The sequence below is a fragment of the Mesorhizobium sp. STM 4661 genome, from assembly GCF_000359125.1.
GTDB lineage: Bacteria > Pseudomonadota > Alphaproteobacteria > Rhizobiales > Rhizobiaceae > Mesorhizobium.
This window is the reverse complement of the sequence record NZ_CAAF010000027.1, coordinates 72,705-89,636: the sequence shown is the minus strand read 5'-3', so window position 1 is coordinate 89,636 and position 16,932 is coordinate 72,705. Positions and strand designations below refer to the sequence as shown.

At 61.4% G+C, this 16,932-nt stretch carries 18 protein-coding genes and 2 pseudogenes; 6 read left to right on the top strand and 14 right to left on the bottom strand.

Features of this window, described 5'->3' with window-relative positions; genetic code table 11:
• Nucleotides 1–20: 20 nt before the first annotated feature.
• From MESS4_RS08555 to MESS4_RS08525, 7 genes are all read right to left on the bottom strand, one after another.
• Nucleotides 21–713: an SMC-Scp complex subunit ScpB gene (locus tag MESS4_RS08555; RefSeq protein WP_006328938.1), complete on the bottom strand. Its 693-nt coding sequence runs from the start codon at nt 711–713 to the stop codon at nt 21–23.
• A gap of 5 nt (nt 714–718) precedes the next feature.
• The gene (locus MESS4_RS08550; protein WP_006328937.1) at nt 719–1,669 is read right to left on the bottom strand and encodes a DUF1403 family protein; all 951 of its coding nucleotides are present in this window, start codon (nt 1,667–1,669) and stop codon (nt 719–721) included.
• A 276-nt stretch (nt 1,670–1,945) separates the two neighbouring features.
• Nucleotides 1,946–3,916: a relaxase/mobilization nuclease RlxS gene (gene rlxS, locus MESS4_RS08545; protein ID WP_006328936.1), complete on the bottom strand. Its 1,971-nt coding sequence runs from the start codon at nt 3,914–3,916 to the stop codon at nt 1,946–1,948.
• 198 nt (nt 3,917–4,114) lie between these two features.
• Complete coding sequence (locus tag MESS4_RS08540) at nt 4,115–4,798, bottom strand: lytic transglycosylase domain-containing protein (RefSeq protein WP_036240907.1); 684 nt, start codon at nt 4,796–4,798, stop codon at nt 4,115–4,117.
• Nucleotides 4,786–5,334 carry a S26 family signal peptidase gene (locus tag MESS4_RS08535; RefSeq protein WP_006328934.1) on the bottom strand — a complete coding sequence of 183 codons (549 nt, stop codon included), beginning with the start codon at nt 5,332–5,334 and terminating at the stop codon, nt 4,786–4,788. Before MESS4_RS08535 ends, MESS4_RS08540 begins: the two co-directional genes overlap by 13 nt.
• Nucleotides 5,331–5,600, bottom strand: a complete 270-nt coding sequence (locus MESS4_RS08530; protein WP_006328932.1) for a helix-turn-helix domain-containing protein — start codon at nt 5,598–5,600, stop codon at nt 5,331–5,333. Before MESS4_RS08530 ends, MESS4_RS08535 begins: the two co-directional genes overlap by 4 nt.
• A gap of 162 nt (nt 5,601–5,762) precedes the next feature.
• The gene (locus MESS4_RS08525; protein ID WP_006328923.1) at nt 5,763–6,086 is read right to left on the bottom strand and encodes a DUF736 domain-containing protein; all 324 of its coding nucleotides are present in this window, start codon (nt 6,084–6,086) and stop codon (nt 5,763–5,765) included.
• A 618-nt stretch (nt 6,087–6,704) separates the two neighbouring features.
• Between MESS4_RS08525 and MESS4_RS33370 the strand changes: the two genes are divergently transcribed.
• The 4 genes and pseudogenes from MESS4_RS33370 (at nt 6,705) to MESS4_RS08515 (ending at nt 9,438) form a co-directional block, all read left to right on the top strand.
• A complete protein-coding gene (locus MESS4_RS33370; protein WP_157385534.1) occupies nt 6,705–6,845 on the top strand; it encodes a hypothetical protein in 141 nt (46 codons plus the stop codon).
• Nucleotides 6,846–7,694: 849 nt separating this feature from the next.
• Nucleotides 7,695–8,000: pseudogene (locus MESS4_RS08520) on the top strand (hypothetical protein); the annotation flags it as partial.
• Entirely contained in the window at nt 7,973–8,155 is a 183-nt protein-coding gene (locus MESS4_RS35120; protein WP_348259529.1) for a hypothetical protein, read from the top strand. The pseudogene MESS4_RS08520 and the gene MESS4_RS35120, both read left to right, overlap by 28 nt.
• A 56-nt stretch (nt 8,156–8,211) precedes the next feature.
• Nucleotides 8,212–9,438 carry an MFS transporter gene (locus MESS4_RS08515; protein WP_036240904.1) on the top strand — a complete coding sequence of 409 codons (1,227 nt, stop codon included), beginning with the start codon at nt 8,212–8,214 and terminating at the stop codon, nt 9,436–9,438.
• 11 nt (nt 9,439–9,449) lie between these two features.
• Here MESS4_RS08515 and MESS4_RS34425 read toward each other — a convergent pair whose 3' ends face one another.
• Together MESS4_RS34425 and MESS4_RS08510 are read right to left on the bottom strand one after the other, a co-directional pair.
• Complete coding sequence (locus MESS4_RS34425) at nt 9,450–10,172, bottom strand: nitrogen fixation protein NifQ (protein ID WP_244441081.1); 723 nt, start codon at nt 10,170–10,172, stop codon at nt 9,450–9,452.
• 116 nt (nt 10,173–10,288) lie between these two features.
• Nucleotides 10,289–11,194 (bottom strand): LysR family transcriptional regulator, encoded by a 906-nt coding sequence (locus MESS4_RS08510; protein ID WP_006328916.1) that lies wholly within the window; start codon nt 11,192–11,194, stop codon nt 10,289–10,291.
• On the opposite strand from MESS4_RS08510, the gene MESS4_RS35115 reads away from it, so the two are divergent.
• Nucleotides 11,106–11,393: a hypothetical protein gene (locus tag MESS4_RS35115; RefSeq protein ID WP_085987813.1), complete on the top strand. Its 288-nt coding sequence runs from the start codon at nt 11,106–11,108 to the stop codon at nt 11,391–11,393. The two genes, MESS4_RS08510 and MESS4_RS35115, sit on opposite strands and share 89 nt — an antisense overlap.
• Before the next feature lie 35 nt (nt 11,394–11,428).
• Here the strand turns inward: MESS4_RS35115 and nolL are convergent, their stop codons facing one another.
• Both nolL and MESS4_RS31910 read right to left on the bottom strand, forming a co-directional pair.
• Nucleotides 11,429–12,550 carry a nodulation factor fucose acetyltransferase NolL gene (nolL, locus tag MESS4_RS08505; protein WP_036240903.1) on the bottom strand — a complete coding sequence of 374 codons (1,122 nt, stop codon included), beginning with the start codon at nt 12,548–12,550 and terminating at the stop codon, nt 11,429–11,431.
• Between the two features lie 75 nt (nt 12,551–12,625).
• A pseudogene (locus MESS4_RS31910) lies at nt 12,626–13,057 on the bottom strand (acyltransferase); the annotation flags it as partial.
• 208 nt (nt 13,058–13,265) lie between these two features.
• On the opposite strand from MESS4_RS31910, the gene MESS4_RS08495 reads away from it, so the two are divergent.
• The gene (locus tag MESS4_RS08495; RefSeq protein WP_006328902.1) at nt 13,266–14,210 is read left to right on the top strand and encodes a LysR family transcriptional regulator; all 945 of its coding nucleotides are present in this window, start codon (nt 13,266–13,268) and stop codon (nt 14,208–14,210) included.
• Between the two features lie 14 nt (nt 14,211–14,224).
• On the opposite strand, the gene MESS4_RS08490 is transcribed toward MESS4_RS08495, so the two are convergent.
• The 3 genes from MESS4_RS08490 to MESS4_RS08480 form a co-directional block, all read right to left on the bottom strand.
• Nucleotides 14,225–15,037: a TIM barrel protein gene (locus tag MESS4_RS08490; RefSeq protein WP_244441080.1), complete on the bottom strand. Its 813-nt coding sequence runs from the start codon at nt 15,035–15,037 to the stop codon at nt 14,225–14,227.
• Between the two features lie 289 nt (nt 15,038–15,326).
• The gene (locus MESS4_RS08485; RefSeq protein ID WP_006328899.1) at nt 15,327–15,977 is read right to left on the bottom strand and encodes a LysE family translocator; all 651 of its coding nucleotides are present in this window, start codon (nt 15,975–15,977) and stop codon (nt 15,327–15,329) included.
• 21 nt (nt 15,978–15,998) lie between these two features.
• Nucleotides 15,999–16,622: an FMN-binding negative transcriptional regulator gene (locus MESS4_RS08480; RefSeq protein WP_006328898.1), complete on the bottom strand. Its 624-nt coding sequence runs from the start codon at nt 16,620–16,622 to the stop codon at nt 15,999–16,001.
• Between the last annotated feature and the right edge of the window lie 310 nt (nt 16,623–16,932).

Here is a 16,932-nt window from a genome sequence, read left to right as displayed (position 1 = left end):
CCCATTCGTTTGCCCTCACCCTATTCGCTGCCGGCATCGTCATCCGTGAAAACTGGTGAAATGTCACCGGCCAGCAGCTTCGCCTTGGATAACAGCCCTGCATCTTCGAGCGCTTCGAAATCCGGCAGGTCGCGCAGCGTGTCGAGCCCGAACTCAAGCAGGAATTCTTTTGTCGTCACATAGGTGTAGGGCGCGCCCGGTGTTGGGCTGCGCGGACCGGAAGCGATCAGGCCGGCACCGCGCAGATGACCAATAAAATCGCGACTGATCTCCTTGCCGAAGAAAGACGACAGTTCGGCGCGGGTGATCGGCTGGAAGTAGCCGATGCACATCAGCACCAGCACTTCAGATTGCGTGAGGTCTGCCGCGCGTTCGTTACCGCCGACTGCACAGCGGATGGCATCGGCATAGGCCGGGCGGGTGAGATGCTTCCAGCCTCCGGCGACGGCGACGAGGTCATAGGGTCGACCGCGCAGTTCTTCGCGGATGTCGTCGATCAGCAGGTCGATGCTGCAGTTTTTTCCGACGATCCGCGCGAGCGTCTCGCGGCCGACCGGTTCGCTGGCGGCGAAGATGGTCGCTTCGACACGGTTCTTCCATTCGCGCCAGCGCGCCTCCGGCGGCAGGTGATCCAGCTCCCGGTCAAACAGCTGGTCCACTGATCGACGGTCATCTGGCCGATCCTTTCCGCGTCTGCGCACCGCTTCCACCATGGTCGTCACAGCCCGTAGATGCGAAAGGTTGGGCGGCCCGACAGCTCGCGCACGGCACCGAGTTCGACCAGCCGGTTGAACAGCCGGCGCAGGGCGCGGTCGCTCATGCCGGCGATCTTTTCGGATGCGACGATCGCGTCGTCGGACAAGAGCCTTTCGACGACCATGTCCGCCGCCTTGGCCCGGAGTTTCGGCGCGACCGCAAGCAGCCGGTCCGCGCGGCGCTCGAGCTCGACGGATAAATCAATGGCGCGAAGCGCGGCGCGCGCCTGCGCGGCCAGCAGGCCTTTCGCACGCTCATCAGGATCTGTCTCAATGCCTGTCGCCACGGAGCTGGCTGCCAGTCGAGGCGTGCGGGCGCTTGTCCCCAAGGCTGCCCCGGCGCCCAGCAGCGGCATGGCGTATGCCCAACCCAGCCGCTGCGCCCGCAGGGCGTCGGCGAGCCAAGCTCCAACGGTGCGTGCGAAGCCACGGCGTTCGGCGGCCGTGAACGCACCGGTCAGCATGCCGACCATTCCGATGCCTGCGGAAAGCTGTCGAAGATCATCCGCCAGATCGCTGACCGCCTCATCATCCGGCGCGTAGCCAAACTCCTCCAACACCGCCGCGAGATTTTTCTCCGTCAGTAGATCCTCCGCTGGCCGAGATGCCAGCCGACGCCAGGCGAGGAGAAAACGGCCGGCGGGGCCGACATTGTCGCCGGGCCGGGTGAGCAACACGGCGTCGCGCAGCGCGCTTTCATCCTCGACGCGGCCAGCCTGCTTTGCCGTTGCCACGGCAGCCGAAAGCGCCAGGCGCTGCCGCCAGGCGCCGGCCCACCGCTCCTGACGGCGGACGACAGCATCGAGCGCGCCGATGGCAGCGCCGGCGGCGAGCGAGACGTCCTCGAACTCGTTTCCCGCATGACTGTGCGCATCCGAGATGGCCCGGCGCAGCCAGGCCGGCACCGCTGCCATTGGCACGGTCGGAGGGGTTCCGGCAGGCATGGCGTGGTGACGTGCAGAAGGTCTGGGACGCAGAATCATCGAGAGCACGATGAATCATGGCGGCGCTTTTAGCAACAGAAATGGACGAAAAGCGCTGTGCTTGTCGTGCATCAAAAACGAATGATAATGTTGCATTATCAGCCGTTTAACTCATCACGATATCCATGACTAAGTAAGCCGGCTAATCATGCAGCTCTCGACGGAGCACGCTTTCTGCTGCGCGGACGAAGATTCCGTGCCGCCATGTCACGAAACACTCGGCCCGCTCCTCTGCCGCCCGATGGTCCATGAAATCCCCTCCCCGCGCATTATCCCGGACACCTCCTTGCCGACGTGACGATCGAGCACCGGCCGCCATGGCACGAGCGTGAAGTCGCGCGACTTCTCGATGACGGCATATTTGCCGTTGGCAAGCTCGACCGATCGGCGCAGCGTGCCTTCTATCCGGCCCCCGGGCTTCGCTTCGGTATAGGAAAGACCAAGTTCGCCCGACATCTGACCGGCAACACGGTTCAGCTCACGCTGGCGCAGGATGGAAATCATGTTGGCGCGATAAGCGATCCGGTCCTGCTCTTCACGGGCGAACCCTTGTGCAATCAGCCATTGGCGCCGGCGGGCTTGCACCTCCCGCACCTCGCGACCGAAGCCGGAGTTGCGCAAGGTATCCGGCGTATCGGAAACCAGCTCATGGTCGATCCAGGTGGCGCCATCGAAACCGACCTGCTTTTCGAGTGGCATTGAGGAGAGTTTTTCGACCATGACAGGTTCAGCCCTAGCCCGCTGCCGCTCGTATTCCGATACGCGATGTAGATGATCCGGCGCGATGATCCAGGTGCCGTCCGGCTCGCGCTCCAGGCCCCCAGTGGCGCGCCGGACCGCCTCCAGCCGGCGGACATGCGTTTCGGCGAAGCGTTCGGTGGCGGACGGGTCATGCTTTAGATGAATATCGATGTTGTAGCGGCCGTCATCGGCGGCGGCGATCTCGGCGATGGTGCGGTCGACTTGCCTGGGCTCGGTGTTCCTCGGCAAGACACGGACGATGCAGCCGTCAGGCGTTGGTGCGGTGGCCTCGCCTTTGCCGATGTCGATGTAGTGGCTTCTGCCGTCCAGGCCATCAACGATGAGGTAATGCCGGTCGTTGATTTCGTCGCCCAACCCGCGCGCGACAACGCGGCCAACGACCGGCTGGGCCGGCTCCCCGGATCGATCGTGAATCACACAGTCAGCAGCACTGCGAGCGAGCCCCTTGCCTGTCAGCTCGCGATGCATTGTCTTGATGATGTCGCCGCGTTCGCCGATGCGGCGCAGCGTCGCTTCAAGCTCATCATCCAGGCGCCAGCGGCCCGAGTCGATCTCTCCGGCGAGCCCCATGCGCTCGAGCTTGCACAAGCGTCCCTGGTGCAACGTCTGGCGAAACGCGTCGCGGACGTCCGGTACAACAAGCCCATCGCCGTCGCGCATCCTGAGAAGCCGCCGGTCGATGCTGGTGAAGCGTTCCTGATCCATTTCCTGGCGCAAGCGCTGCTCGATCTCGCGGTCGGTGCGCGGACCGAGATCTAGGCCGACCAGCTCGGCCGCCCGCTCGCGGATTCCACTCGAGATATACTCCCTAGCGATGACGAGATTCTCGCCGCGGTCGTCCTTGCCGCGAACGATGATGTGGCTGTGCGGATGACCGGTGTTGAAATGGTCGACGGCAACCCAGTCGAGCCTGGTGCCGAGATCCTCCTCCATCTGGGCCATGAGCCGCCGCGTCAGCGGCTTGAGGTCGTCATACTCAATGCCGTCTTCCGGTGCGACGATAAAGCGGAATTGATGCCGGTCGCTATCCGCGCGATCGACGAAGGCCTTACTGTCGATGCGATCACTGCCGGGGCCATAGAGTTTGCCGGGTTCGCCTTCCCTGGTGACGCCATCGCGCTGGATGTAGCGCAGATGCGCACCCGCTCCGTCCGCACCCTTGCCGGCCAGCTTCACAATCCGCGCCTTGACCATCACCCGCCGCTGCCGGAAGGCGGCATACCGGTCGCGTGACTTGAGCAGCGCGGCCGCCGCCCCGCCGCGGCCTGTCCGGCTCCCCGTGAAGCGACCGCCGCGCTGGAGGCGGCCGCCGGCTCGGTTGATCGCTGCCTTGACCTGGCCGGCATAGCGCTTGCCTGCTTTCGAGCCGCGCGAGCCGATCTTGCCGAGCTTCGGCCTGAACTCATCGTCCTGCATACCAGCCTCCGGGCAAATTCAAGCGAAACCTGAGTCTCGCTGGCCCACCCTCCTGGCGCCGCCGGCAGCCTCCGGCAAAAACGATGTGCAGACAAAGGCTTCGCCGCCTCATGGAGGCGGTGCCTTTATCTTGCCTTACGCGCCCCTCGCCTCCTCGCCTTAAGCGTCCCTGGCCCCTCCCGGATGCCCTCAACATCGCTAGCCATTGTGCTTCTTTTTCCGCGCGCGATCCCTGCCGAGCGGCACGAAAAGGCCGCCATTCGTTTCACCGGCGCGAACACCGCCGCGAAGGAAGAACAAAGAGCGTCCGGAGGGAGCGTTCCGCCCCTTTGAAGTTGTGGATTGGCCTTTGAATTCGTTCATGTCGGCCGCCGAAATCCCCGTCGCCTCAAGCTGTTTCAGATAGGCAACGGTCTCTTTCGGCAGCGGCCTTCGAAGCTTCAAATGGCCTTCATAGCGCTCGGGTCCAGCGTTGTAGGCGGCAAACAGGCCGGGGAATCCGAAACGCTTATACATGGCGCTGAGATAGGCGGTTCCGGCCAAGATGTTGTCGCGCGGATCGTGCGGGTCGGCTCCCAGACCGTGCTCGACGCGCATCTCCTGATAGGTGCCGGGCATCACCTGCATGAGGCCCATGGCGCCGGCGCGGGAGGTGATGGGACGGCCATCGAGGACGGTCTTGCCGCGGCTTTCGGCATCGATGACGGCGCAAATCCAGGCCTGGGGAATGTGGAAGCGTGCGCTTGCTTCCGATACGAAGTGCTGCCATCGTTGCAGCTGCGGACTTTGGGAGATGACGGCCGGCTCAGCGCCGGTCGAGGCGGAACAGGCGCATGGCGCGACGGCGATCATGCCGAGCATCAGGAGGGTCATTCGGTCCATAGCGGCACCAGCCTCCCGATGATGTTTTCGGCCGGCACCGGCCCGAAATAGCGACTGTCGAAGGAGTGATTTTTCTCGTTGCCGAGCAGGAAAACCTCGTCATGGGCGAGCGCTCGGCAGCCGTTCCACCAGGGCAGCGGACGGCCTTGCGTGTCGATTTTGAGCCGACGGGCGACGATCTCGCCGCCGATGATGATGGCATTACTAAAGGCGCAGACATGCTCGTCCGGCAGCGCGGCGAGACGCTTCACCAGCGGTATATTGCGAGGCAGATAGCCGCGTTGGTCGGCGAGATAGGCAACGAAGCCAGGCGGGCGGGCGAGCACAAGATCGCCGCGCGCAGGCGTGCCAGACCCAACGCGATAGAGACCGACCGGCGCGCTAGCCGAGGCGTTCCAGACCAGCAAGGGAGACGGCTTTGGGAGCGCCGTGAAGCCTGTCAGGCTCAGGCCAATCGCGGCGATGGCGATTGCCTTGCGCGCCCGAACGCGCCGCAAACGGCTGCCGATCAGATGGATGGAAGGCCGCTGGCTCATGAGCGGGCTCCCTCGTCGGCTGAGCCGGACCCGCCCTTGTCATCGTCGGAGCCGGGTTCTGGCGGGCGGCCTTTCGACCAGTCGTCGAGTTCGTCGATGTGGTAGCGGACATAGCGGCCGTGCTTGCGGTATTTCGGGCCGCCGCCGGTCAGCCGCATCTTTTCCAGGGTGCGCTGGGACAGGCCGATATAGAAGGCAGCCTGCGCGGTGTTCAGAAACGGACTGCCCTTCTTGGCGCGGGCCGCGCGGTCGTTTTCGTCGTCCATGATGGTCCTCGTTTCGCTTCGGACAAGCGACCGCGAGGATCGGCGGGCGAGGTCGTCTTGGGGACGGGCGAAGAGTCGGGTGGGAGTTTTCGCCGCCCCTTCGGGCGAGCGTCGGCGGGAACCCCCGCGCCGAGTTGCGGCGCGAGGGCTTGAGCCGGCCGGTCAGTCGGCCGGGTTCCAGATGACGGCGTAGGTGTCTTGATCGTCTTGGCCGGCGGCGCGGCCGAGATTGGCGTAGAGCTTGCGCGGACCGAACTCCGGTGCGGCGATGGACAAGCTCACATAGTCGTTGCCGGAAGTCTCCCCGGTTCGGATCCAGCCGGCGCCGACCTCCACGCCCTGCGTCAGCACCCGGAAGTCGGGATGGTTGTCGGCGGACTTGCTCCGATTGGGCACGATGTCGATGTCGGCGCGGACGCTGAGCGTCCTGAGCTGGCCTTTGTAGCTGCCGTTTTCCTGCTTGTTGACGTAACCGATCGCGGTCATTTTCCTGTCTCCTTCTGCTGTCGCCGGGGACCATTCCCCTGCGATGGCGGACCGTGATGGGCGCGTCCGGACCGCCCGAACCCGGCAGGGCCGCAGCGGCAGCGAAGGACCCGAGCGGGCAGCTTTTTTGAAGCGAAGCGGCGCGAGGAAGCCGCGTCATGCGGCGGGGAAAAAAGCTGGTGGCGAGGGTTTCGGGCGGGCTGGAACCGCCCATAGGTCAATGAGCCAGCCGCAGGGGAATGTCCTCAAGACGTGTGGGGACAGGTCGCGTGATCGGGTGAGCACAACAAGCGATCGGAACGCGTGCGGCGGGTTCCGCACGCTCAACACCGTGCCGGATCGATAAATGTGCCCGTGCACCGGGAGCCCCAGCAGGCGTCTCGGCGTGGTAATCGAGCACTGACAAGGGCGAGCTTTCGCGGCCGGATGTTGTTTGCCGGAAGCGGGGTCCAAGGGGGCGGAACGTGCAGCCAACGCGCCCCGGAGAGGCGCCAACCCGCGGCTATCGACGAGCCGCCTCGGCATGGCGAACGATTCGGAGGTAAAACAGCGACCGGGCCTTGGCCCATTGATCGGCGGTCGGAAGCCGCCGCGTTTCGTGTGTTTTCGGTTGGGAATTTGGTCGAAATCCGCGCCAGCGAAACCGATCGTCTCGGCGTGATCGAGGAATTCGACCACATTGATACCGATGGCCTTCGCGAGGTCCGCCTGGCTGAGACCAGACGCTTTCCTTTGATCGACGCGGACATGCCCGGGTGATCGGCCAGCCGTCATGCGCCATGGTCAGCGTTGTTCGTAGCGGCCCGGCGGGCACAGCTGAGCCCCGCATCCGACGTCGACGAGGAAAGGGTATTGCTCCACCGATTTCCGAAGACGGCCACTGGTCGCAATTGCCCCTGCGGCCGTGGCGATCTTTTGGTCGCGCTTGCGACATTCTTGTCCGCCTTCGGTACCCAACAATGTTTTCGGATAGGCGCGCACGAGGGAGCAAATCAAGGAATCTCAATCTCGCAAACGCCGTGACGCCCAGCCGGGCTCGATCCTCACCGCGTGGAGACCGGCGCGCCGTGCTGAAGAGCTCGAAGGTGTGAAAGACCTTCCTCGACAGGGGCAACAGCAACAGCGCGATGGTAGAGGCGCGACGGCCGCGTCTTCGCAAGTTGCCAGCCTGCGCACGCAATTACACGCTGGAGACAAAGCCTTGCGCGGTCGATGCAGTGCCCGCCGGCGTGCGGCAATGCATCGGCTCGGCCCGTCGGGAACGGCTTTCGTCTTCCCCAGCCGGTGCGGAAGTTCTGACTACTCCGATAGTACAGCACCTTTGCTCGGTCCGGGTGACCAAGCGATTGTGCGGCGCGCGCGGTCTCGGTCAAGGCACGGCGCCTTGCTCAAGCCGACAGGGCTTCGGCAAAAGATAGTCCGATTCGGTGCCCCCAAGTGAAATGGCATAGCGCTTGCTGTTATCCGTTACAGCCCATCAAAGCACGTAGAAAGCTATGAACAGAACCATGGCAAAAACGCGAAGTTCCATACAAGCGCCCAAGGAGACCGTGCACATTTGCGCCGAACGTTCCCTCCAGACGTCCCTGCTCCGATATCTGATTTGCGATGGCTGGTTCGAGACTGACGGAGCCGTGGCGCTCGCCACAATTGTCGCTTACCCGCCTCCGCCGCCAGGAGGATGCCTTTTTGGAACACGGCGTCGACCAAGTGCGGTTTCTCGGTCTCAGGACTGTCGCCGACGCGATCAACGTGCATCAGGCGACGGTAAGCCGGGTGACGTCGAACAAATACATGCTGACCCCGCGCGAAGTGTTCGAACTGAGGTATTTTTTCACCGTCGCGAGCGCGTCCTCCCAAGGTGGCGACGCGCGCCCCCCCCGAAGCTGTCCGCCATCGGATCAAGGCGACAATCGCCGACGAATCGCAATGCTTTCCGACGACGACATCGTCGTCCGGCCCAAGGAAAGGGCCATCGATTTGCGCGCCGCACCGTCACAAAATATCGCGAAGCGATGAACGTCCCCTCGTCCGTGCAATGCCGCAGGGAATGGCGCTTCTGGCGTTAATGCGGGTCAACGCAGCCACCCGAGTTTGCAGCACATCCAAACTGGAGACCCTGTTGATGACCGAATCCGCTACGGGCTTCATGGACGGAGTTCTGCATGATCCAGAACAGCCAGATCAACGGTCTGGTCCCGCATGGGGTGCAGTCATTTCGCTTGCCTTAGGCACCTTCGGGCTTGTGACGGCAGAGTTTCTGCCTGCCTCCGTGCTGACGCCGCTCGCGCATGATCTCTCTATCACCGAGGGTGCAGTTGGACAGGCGCTGACAACGACCGCCATCGTGGGGGCGATCTCGGCGCCGACGATGGCCGTCATCACAAGGCCCCTGGACCGCAGGATCGTCATATGGGCGATGACGCTGCTGCTGATCCTGTCGAACGTTCTATCGGCCGTCGCGGGGTCGCTGCCGGTTCTCCTGGCCGCCCGCGTCGTGCTCGGCATAGCACTCGGAGGGTTCTGGTCGATTTCGGCAGCGCTGGCGATGCGGCTCGTTCCAAGTCACCTCCTGCGGCGCGCCATGTCGATCATCCTCACCGGCGTTACCTGCGCTACCGTTTGCGCGGCTCCAATCGGCGCCTATGTCGGCGACATCTGGGGATGGCGAACCGCCTTCATGATCGCTGCGGTCGTCGGCGCCGTTACGCTGGTAGTGCAACTCATAACCATTCCGAGGCTGCCTCCGATTGGAGTGACGAGCTTCCGCAGTCTGCTGGATGTGGCCAAGAATCCGATGATCAAAGTCGCGATCTTGGTCGTCCTGCTGGTCGCTTCCGGGCACTTCGCCGGCTTCACCTATATCCGCGCCTTCCTTGAGAAGTTTCCCGCGCTTGATATCGAGACGATCTCGCTCGTGTTGCTCGCCTTTGGCATCGGCGGCTTCTTCGGCAATTTGGCCGGCGCATTCCTGGCCGAGCACAGCCTCAAGGCAGCCGCGGCCCTGCCGCCCCTGCTCATAGCGATGGCCACTGTCTCGCTGCTGACGCTGGGAGCATCGGCTTGGGCCACGGCGATTGCGGTTACCGTATGGGGCTTTGCCTTCGGCGCGGTGCCGGTGGGACTGCAGACATGGATGGTGCTGCACGCCGCTCCCGAGCAGGCCGAAAGCGCCGGTGGGCTGATGGCCGCAACGTTCCAGGTGGCCATCGCAGCGGGCGCGATTTTCGGCGGACTGCTGATGGACAATGTCGGCGTCGCCAGTGCCCTTGCCTACAGCGCCGTTGCCTCGTTCCTCGCCGCCCTGACAGTGTTCTTGCTCGGCCCGAAGCGCGAACCCCAGACCACCTGACAGAGAGGCCATCAGTGCAGCGCGGGAAAGATGCAATCATCAGCCGCGCGGTGCGATCCTACGCACGATTTTTGGCGGTTGCCGGCCTCGTCTCCGGGTGATCGGACGTTGTTGTCCGGTCGATTTCGACCGGCGGGGGCGTTTCGAATGATGGTGCCGACGGGAGAAGCTAAGAGTGCCGGACCGAGCCGGACCGCCTCGCCGTCGACCGCTCTGGCACGGCGACAATGTCGCTGTGGTGTGGGTACAACCACCTGAATTCTGAAAGATCCTCCAACAGGCGAGAACCACGCTACGTGGCCACAACGGCCGCTGCTAACCGTCAGAGCGTGCGGTCTATGCGGCTTTGTCTTGCGGCGAGCATCGGGCGGATCGCGCGCCTGATCTCTTACATGAAGCTCGGGGCCGAACATGCCCCGCGGCTTCTGATTCGGCCCGAAATAGCAGGATCGTTCGGCGATGTCGTAGTTGTATTCACCAACTGTGATCCAGCCGCGATTGAACGTCGACAGACCCGCGCAGCGGCTTTCCAGCGGCGGAATCTCGAGCGCCGCCTGCCCTTGGCAAGGCGGCTTACCGGAAGTCGGCAGGATGACGCGACGAGTTATCTCACGCTCAGGATCCGGCAATTCGGTGCAGTGCATGGCGAAAACCTTCAGCCTCGCATAGCTTGCGGTAAAGTACTTCTTCCACTTCATGTTTTTGGTGTTGCCGGCTGTCAGCGTGGGAAACACGTGGCACGCCGTCATGCAAAATCATCGAATTTGAGTCAGACCCAATTTTGCACGCCGGTTCGCACCCGTATGAGGCGCTGAGTAAATCGAGACTAAGACCAGGAGTGCCCGCGACTTCACATGCGGGATGCCTCCTGCAACATTATCTGCCGCATCCAGATGCTTGCCGGATCACTGTTGTGAAGGGTGGGCCATTGGACGGCCTCGGTGAACGTGGGTAGTGGCCGCGGAAGTTCGATGATCCGCAGGGGGAAGGTTTTTTTGAAATGCTGAACCAGCCGGAAGGGCATGGTCGCTATACGAGCTGTGCCTGAGACCATCGGCGGGATCATGCTAAAGGCCTGCACGACGATCTCGACACGTCTCTTGAGACCATGCTCAAGCAAAAACTGTTCCTCGATGGATGGCATCTGGGCACCGCCGACCCTGAACGCAATGTGCTTCATCGACACGTATCTCTCGAATGTAAGCTGCCGTGGCAACTGCTTGTTCGTGGGGCAGCCCACGCACACGAATGTCTCGTCGAACAGCGCCGCTCTTGGATGGGCGCTCGACATGAAAAATTCCGGAAGAATCACAAAATCGACGTCACCGCGCCGGAGAAGCTCATCGGGGTCGTGGTCGAGCGGCCGCAATTCGAAGCTGACGGCGGGTGCTTCGCGTGCAACCCGCTCCACGACCTTTTCAAAAAACACGAGTGTGGCGAAATCGGAAAGAATGATCCTGAAGCGGCGATCGGATTGAGCCGGATTAAACGGATCCCAAGAAATAATCGAGCATTGGATGTGCAGGAGTGCGCCACGAACTGCGGGGGCGAGTGTTTCCGCACGCGGGGTTAGAACGCGTTCGCGGCCGCTCATCGTAAACAGTTCATCGTTGAAATAGTCGCGCAGCCGGGCGACGGCCGCGCTCATGGCCGGCTGACTAAGGTTGATGCTGCTTGCCGCGGCCGTGAGGTTGCGCGCGGTCAGCAGTGCGTCGAGCACGACGAGAAGGTTCAGATCAAGGCCTTTGAAACGCATGCCTCATCTGTCCGTAACGTGGTTGTTTGTCATCGTGACCATTATGGGCGCTCGTTTACGGTCCCACTCAGAGGTGTTGTGTCCCGACCTGCCGCCCGCGCGCGTGGAGGACGTGCTCGTCGTAGTTATGGGGATAGCGCGGCCGATGAGCGAATGGCCGACCGGTACAACAGTCGATCGGATAGGTCCGGAGCTATGAAACATGTCGATTACAGATGCGAATTTTTCACGTGGCTAATTGATTGCAGATTGAGATTTGAGCAGACTTGGGCGTGGCGGCGCTCCGACAACGATCCGCGACACATATCCGAGGTTGCGCGCAATCCTGCGAATTGCCATCGCTATGACGACAATCGCCACTCCAAGCACAGTTGCGAAGGCGATTCTGGTCGTGAGATTCCAGACTTCTCCAAACTGTATCAAATCCATGAGGCGAAACACGGCACCCTGGACCAGGTAAAGCAGCAGCGTGCTCTGACCAAGCTGCACCGCGACAAAGCGAGCTACTCTAGTCGAATAGACAAGTCTCCAGCATTGGAACATAGACTGCATTGCCACCGCAGAAGCCGCCAAAGAGCCAGAGAACATCAGAAAAACTTGTTTAGCTGACTGTTCATCATGAATTAAAACGAGATTGTTGTAGGCATAAGTCTCCTTGCCCCACCCGAGGAAGCATATGAAAGCCGCTATCGAAAGTAGGACAACAAAAATCGATTTGTAACGCCAGATGACGCCATTCTGCCATCCGATCGGCTGGGCAAACAGGAACCCTAAACAATAAAATGGGTAAGTGTATTTTAACAACGGGGTTATTGATAACGTGATGGGTGCGAATGCGACCGCAATTGCAGATGCGCTTATGATCCATATCGATAGACGGTTGAAAGTTGTAAGAAGTCTAATCAGAATGAACGAAATAAATGCCGCCCATATGAACCAGTAGGTTCCAATAACTTCCGTCGACAAATCCAACAATGTAGCGGTTAAACTCTTCATGGGAAAAATAACTGCGGACTTTAACGTCCAAATCAACGTACACCAAAAAAGCATTGGCAGTAGTAGCTGCATTGCCCGCTCACCGACACCTTGGGTGAACGATTTTTGCAAAATTGCCCCAGAAGAAAGATATCCGCTTATCGCCATAAAGAGAGGCATATGAAACATGTAGATCGACTTGAAATACGGCGACAGCCAGAAAGCGTCGGTGCCCTGGTAGATTAAATATTGTAACAAGTGCCCAATTATCACCAAAGTAATGAGTATGCCTTTGGCGAAATCAAAGCTTAGGTCTCGGTTGTTTGTCCCTGCTGGGCACGAGCCGCGTCCCTTCGCTCCGGCTCTTATGTGATCAAGCATCAGACTCCAGCCTATCTGTTGCAGTTGCTACTTGCCGTTTCTGGGCACGGCGAGCGCGGTGCAAAGGATCGAAAATCACGCGGATCGCGGCGTGGTATGGAGGGCCGATTGGCTGCAACCGAGCGGACAAATCCCAGTGCCTGATCGCAAACCTCGAGCGCATTGGCGGTCGCGATCATGTGTGGCGATGCGAACGCCCGGCACTATGGTCGTCTGGCCGTCTCTGCAGAACCTCTCAAGATGGTTTCGCAACGGGTGCCGAGCCATGCCAAAAGCGAATGGAATGCCACGCTGCTGCAGCACCGGCCGCATGATGCGGATAGAATGACTCATTCCGAGTCTCTCAAGATCCGGATGCATCCTGTACGATCCGAGCTCGCCTACCAAGAAATCAACCTCGCCAACCGTGAAGAAATGGCGCAGCAGGTCCTAGTGAGCTGCTACGCCGTGCACATCAGAGCCGATTGCGCGAACCTTCGGCCCTGCACCGGCCCAGCTACAACCGCCTGAAAGCCCCTGTCGCCCATAGGCCTTTTGGAAGAAGGCGGAGAGTTCGACATGATCGGCTACTTACAAGTCATTTCCCAGCACACGCTGCAGAAGCAGTGGCGTGATCGGGCGCATGTCAAGTGCGGTCATCTATGCAGCGCCCTGGAAGTTTGGTAAAATCGATTGTTTAGATCGCGAGCATCCACGCTATGGATAAGTGAAAGCCATGCGCTTCAAGGGCCTTGATCTGAACCTTCTCGTCGTGCTCGACGCACTGCTGACCGAGCGGACCCTCACGGCGGCGGCAAGCAGCATCAACCTTAGTCAGCCGGCCATGAGCGCGGCCGTCGCCCGGCTGCGCGACTATTTCAACGATGAACTGTTTACGACGAGCGGCCGCGAACGTGTTCTAACCCCGCGTGCGGAAACACTCGCCCCCGCAGTTCGCAGCGCACTGCTGAAAATCCAGTGCTCGATTATCTCTTGGGATCCGTTTAATCCGGCTCAATCCGATCGCCGTTTCAGGATCATTCTTTCCGATTTCGCCACACTCGTGTTTTTTGAAAAGGTCGTGGAGCGGGTTGCACGCGAAGCACCCGCCGTCAGCTTCGAATTGTTGCCTATCGACGACGACCCCGATGAGCTTCTCCGGCGCGGTGACGTCGATTTTCTGATTTTTCCAGAATTGTTCATGTCAAGTGCCCATCCAAGAGCGGCGCTGTTCGACGACACGCTCGTGTGCGTGGGCTGCTCCACGAACAAGCAGCTGCCACGGCAGCTTACATTCGAGAGATACATGTCGATGAGGCACGTTGCGGTCAAGTTCGGGCGGACGCTGAAGCCCTCCATCGAGGAACGGTTTTTTCTTGAGCATGGTCTCAAGAGACGTGTCGAAATCGTTGTGCAGGCCTTTAGCATGATCCCGCCGATGGTCTCAGGCACAGCTCGTATAGCGACCATGCCCTTCCGGCTGGTTCAGCATTTCAAAAAAACCTTCCCCCTGCGGATCATCGACCTTCCGCTGCCGCTTCCCGCATTCACCGAGGCCGTTCAATGGCCCGCCCTTCACAACAGTGATCCGGCAAGCATCTGGCTGCGAGAGATATTGCTACAGGAGGCGTCTCGAATGACTTCTCCGGGGGACGCCAAAAGGCGCCCCAGGCAGCCCTAATTTACTCCCGCGTCTCACGCCGGCACTCGCGTCAATAGCCCGTGTCGGAAGAGAGCGATGCTCGCGGCAAGTGCGCCTGCGAGGTCGTCCAGCGGGTGGGCTGCGTCGACAAACGGTGCGAATGAGAAGGGCCCCCCATAGCCGCCATCAAGCAGCGCCCGGATCTGGCTGCCATTGTCGGAACCGACTAGGACGCGATCCGGGTAAATCCAGTGGATCGGATCGTTCACGCTTGAAATGTGGACGAGACCGGTCAGCTCGGAGGAGAAGAACGTCTCCCCGGCAAGCGTGTGGTGGAACGTATCGTGCACGAGGCGGAAGACGGATTGGCCATCAATGGCGGCAATGGCCTTAGCCGCTTCGTTCTTCGATCGAAGCGAGCAGGTCCGGAAGCCCAGCGGCTCGATGAGACCGATCAGACCGCGCGACTGGAGGATCGGCTTGATCGCCTTCAAGGCGACGCGGAGATCGCCCCGGCGCTCGACATTGGCGGGCCAGGAGCCGTCGTTGACCGGCACCAGCATGAGCGTCGTGGCTCCGCAGGCCGCTGCATAATCGGCGAGCTTGCTCGCCTCGGCCCTGCGGGCGGGGGTCCACTCATTGAAGCGCTGGAGGGCATTGACGGAAATAATCCCAACGCCTGTGTCGGCGGCCGCAGACCGGACGTCCGCCGCCGGTTCGCCGCGTGCAAAAGCATTGCTGCCCGGTTGGCTACGGATCTGGACATCGGTTAGGCCCTGGTCGCGGGCAAAAGCGAAAAGTGCCCTGACGTCAAGTCCGGGCGTCGCCATATAATCGAGTGCAAAGCGGGGCGATGCTTGGCGCATGGCTTGGCTTTCCTTCCATGAAACGCGCGTCATTCTCGGCTGACTGGCTTCTACCGTGCGTTGATTCGCGAGGGCCGAAATGATGGGCATGAGCGAGGCGAGGCAGTCGTACCTCACGTTTCTCTCACGCTATGTTTTTCTCTCATTTATGAGCCGACGTTCACCCATACGGCGGTGCCGCGCCTCCTGAGACATGGCGGTGCAATGACCGAACTGGCTCGCAGCCATCCAACTGCTTCCGCAAGGTACCCGCCAACCCTGAAAGATGCCTAACCGATCAGATTAAAAGTCAGGCAGCAGGGTGTTTCGCCAGAGCGAGGCCGACGCCCAGCGCGATCATCGCGCCGCCTGACGCCTCCCTCAGGCGGCGGATCAACCCGGGACGCGCTGCCGCGCCGTCTTGAATGCCGCTGGCCACGACGGCAACCACGATGTCGGCGAGCGTGTTGAGCGCAATGGACACGGAGCCAAGCACCACGAATTGCAGAGCTACGAGCCCTGCGCTCGGATTCACGAACTGCGGAATGAAGGCGAGGAAGAAGACTGCCGTCTTCGGGTTGAACGCCTCGACCAGTACCCCTTCACGAAACGCCCGCCGGGGTCCGACTGGACCCACTGCGGCGCCGTCATCGCCGCCAGTCGCTCCCTTGAGGCGGGCGGCTTGAAAGGTGCGAAAGCCGAGCCAGACGAGGTAGACCGCGCCGAACAGCTTTAATGCGGAGAACAGTTCCGAGCTCTCGAGCACGATCGCGGAAACACCTAAGCTTGCGGCGAGGACGTGGATCATGCCCCCCAACCCCGTGCCGAAGCTGGAAGCGATACCTTCCCGACGACCACCGGCGAGCGTGCGCGCGGCAACGTAGAAGATGCCCGGACCGGGGGTGATGGCGAGCACGGAGGCCGCGGCGAGGTACAGGGCGAATGGGGTCAGTTCTGGCATGATGGTCGATTCCGACGAAGATTATTTTGGGATGAGAGCGGCGACGTCGCGGTCAGATGCCCGCTCGCTCGCCGCAAGGCCCGCCGCCACGCCAGCGCGGTCGGCCGCGTTCCGGTTCTGGCTCATTTTGCGCTTGCCCTCCAGCCTCGTGATTGGCATGCGCAGGCCGACGATTCCCCGGAGTTGCGCCTGTACAAAATCCGGCGGCGCGTCCGACACGGCCCAAGGCGAGGCGCGCTCGCCCTCGTGGTGGTCGGTCAGCCGATTCACGACGTCCAGCAGTCTTCCCGCATCCTCGAAGAACTCGACCGGGCCATAGGCGTGGACGGCGACGTAATTCCAGGTCGGGACGACCTTCCCGGTTTCCCGCTTAGTCGCATACCATGCCGGCGTCACGTAAGCGTCCGGCCCCATGAAGATGGCCAAGCCGTCGCCCAGCGGCGGAACACGGCACTGGGGATTGGCCTTCGCCAGGTGCCCGTAGATCACGCCGTGCTCGCCCTCGCTCTCGTCAAGGAAGAGGGGCAGTGGCGTTGCGAGCGGCCCTTCCGCCGTGACGGTAACGAAGTTCGCCAGCAGCGCCGCGCGAATGGTCGCGCGCAGGCATTCCTTGTCGTCGTCGCGGAAAGCGGGAGGGATGTACATCGCGAAACTCCTTGCGTTACCAGTTCAGATACTGGCAAGCTGGCATATTGGAAACAGCCAGTCAGAAGCTTTTGAGGCGGTCCAGTTGGGGAAAGTTGGCATCGCGCGCCGCATCGGAGCACCGGAATCCCCCGGTGCCGGTCACGGTATGCGAATTGCTTGCCAAACCTTTTGGACGCAGCCAGCGATCCCGCTTGGTCGCGCTATGTGAGCCTGCGGCAAGCCCAATGAAATTGATCCAACGCAAAGTGAACCATACATGCAAACAATCGTCGAAAAGTGAACCTACCGGCGATGCTAGGCATGCCGA

What these genes read in the sequence shown, in the direction of transcription:
- MESS4_RS08485 (WP_006328899.1), bottom strand. Translation starts at nt 15,977, where the DNA reads ATGCCAGAACTGACCCCATTCGCCCTGTACCTCGCCGCGGCCTCCGTG.
- MESS4_RS08495 (WP_006328902.1), top strand. Translation starts at nt 13,266, where the DNA reads ATGCGCTTCAAGGGCCTTGATCTGAACCTTCTCGTCGTGCTCGACGCA.
- MESS4_RS35115 (WP_085987813.1), top strand. Translation starts at nt 11,106, where the DNA reads ATGCTGCTTGCCGCGGCCGTGAGGTTGCGCGCGGTCAGCAGTGCGTCG.
- MESS4_RS08540 (WP_036240907.1), bottom strand. Translation starts at nt 4,798, where the DNA reads ATGGACCGAATGACCCTCCTGATGCTCGGCATGATCGCCGTCGCGCCA.
- MESS4_RS08535 (WP_006328934.1), bottom strand. Translation starts at nt 5,334, where the DNA reads ATGAGCCAGCGGCCTTCCATCCATCTGATCGGCAGCCGTTTGCGGCGC.
- MESS4_RS08480 (WP_006328898.1), bottom strand. Translation starts at nt 16,622, where the DNA reads ATGTACATCCCTCCCGCTTTCCGCGACGACGACAAGGAATGCCTGCGC.
- MESS4_RS08510 (WP_006328916.1), bottom strand. Translation starts at nt 11,194, where the DNA reads ATGCGTTTCAAAGGCCTTGATCTGAACCTTCTCGTCGTGCTCGACGCA.
- MESS4_RS08490 (WP_244441080.1), bottom strand. Translation starts at nt 15,037, where the DNA reads ATGCGCCAAGCATCGCCCCGCTTTGCACTCGATTATATGGCGACGCCC.
- rlxS (WP_006328936.1), bottom strand. Translation starts at nt 3,916, where the DNA reads ATGCAGGACGATGAGTTCAGGCCGAAGCTCGGCAAGATCGGCTCGCGC.
- MESS4_RS08530 (WP_006328932.1), bottom strand. Translation starts at nt 5,600, where the DNA reads ATGGACGACGAAAACGACCGCGCGGCCCGCGCCAAGAAGGGCAGTCCG.
- MESS4_RS08515 (WP_036240904.1), top strand. Translation starts at nt 8,212, where the DNA reads ATGACCGAATCCGCTACGGGCTTCATGGACGGAGTTCTGCATGATCCA.
- nolL (WP_036240903.1), bottom strand. Translation starts at nt 12,550, where the DNA reads ATGCTTGATCACATAAGAGCCGGAGCGAAGGGACGCGGCTCGTGCCCA.
- MESS4_RS08550 (WP_006328937.1), bottom strand. Translation starts at nt 1,669, where the DNA reads ATGGCAGCGGTGCCGGCCTGGCTGCGCCGGGCCATCTCGGATGCGCAC.
- MESS4_RS08525 (WP_006328923.1), bottom strand. Translation starts at nt 6,086, where the DNA reads ATGACCGCGATCGGTTACGTCAACAAGCAGGAAAACGGCAGCTACAAA.
- MESS4_RS08555 (WP_006328938.1), bottom strand. Translation starts at nt 713, where the DNA reads ATGGTGGAAGCGGTGCGCAGACGCGGAAAGGATCGGCCAGATGACCGT.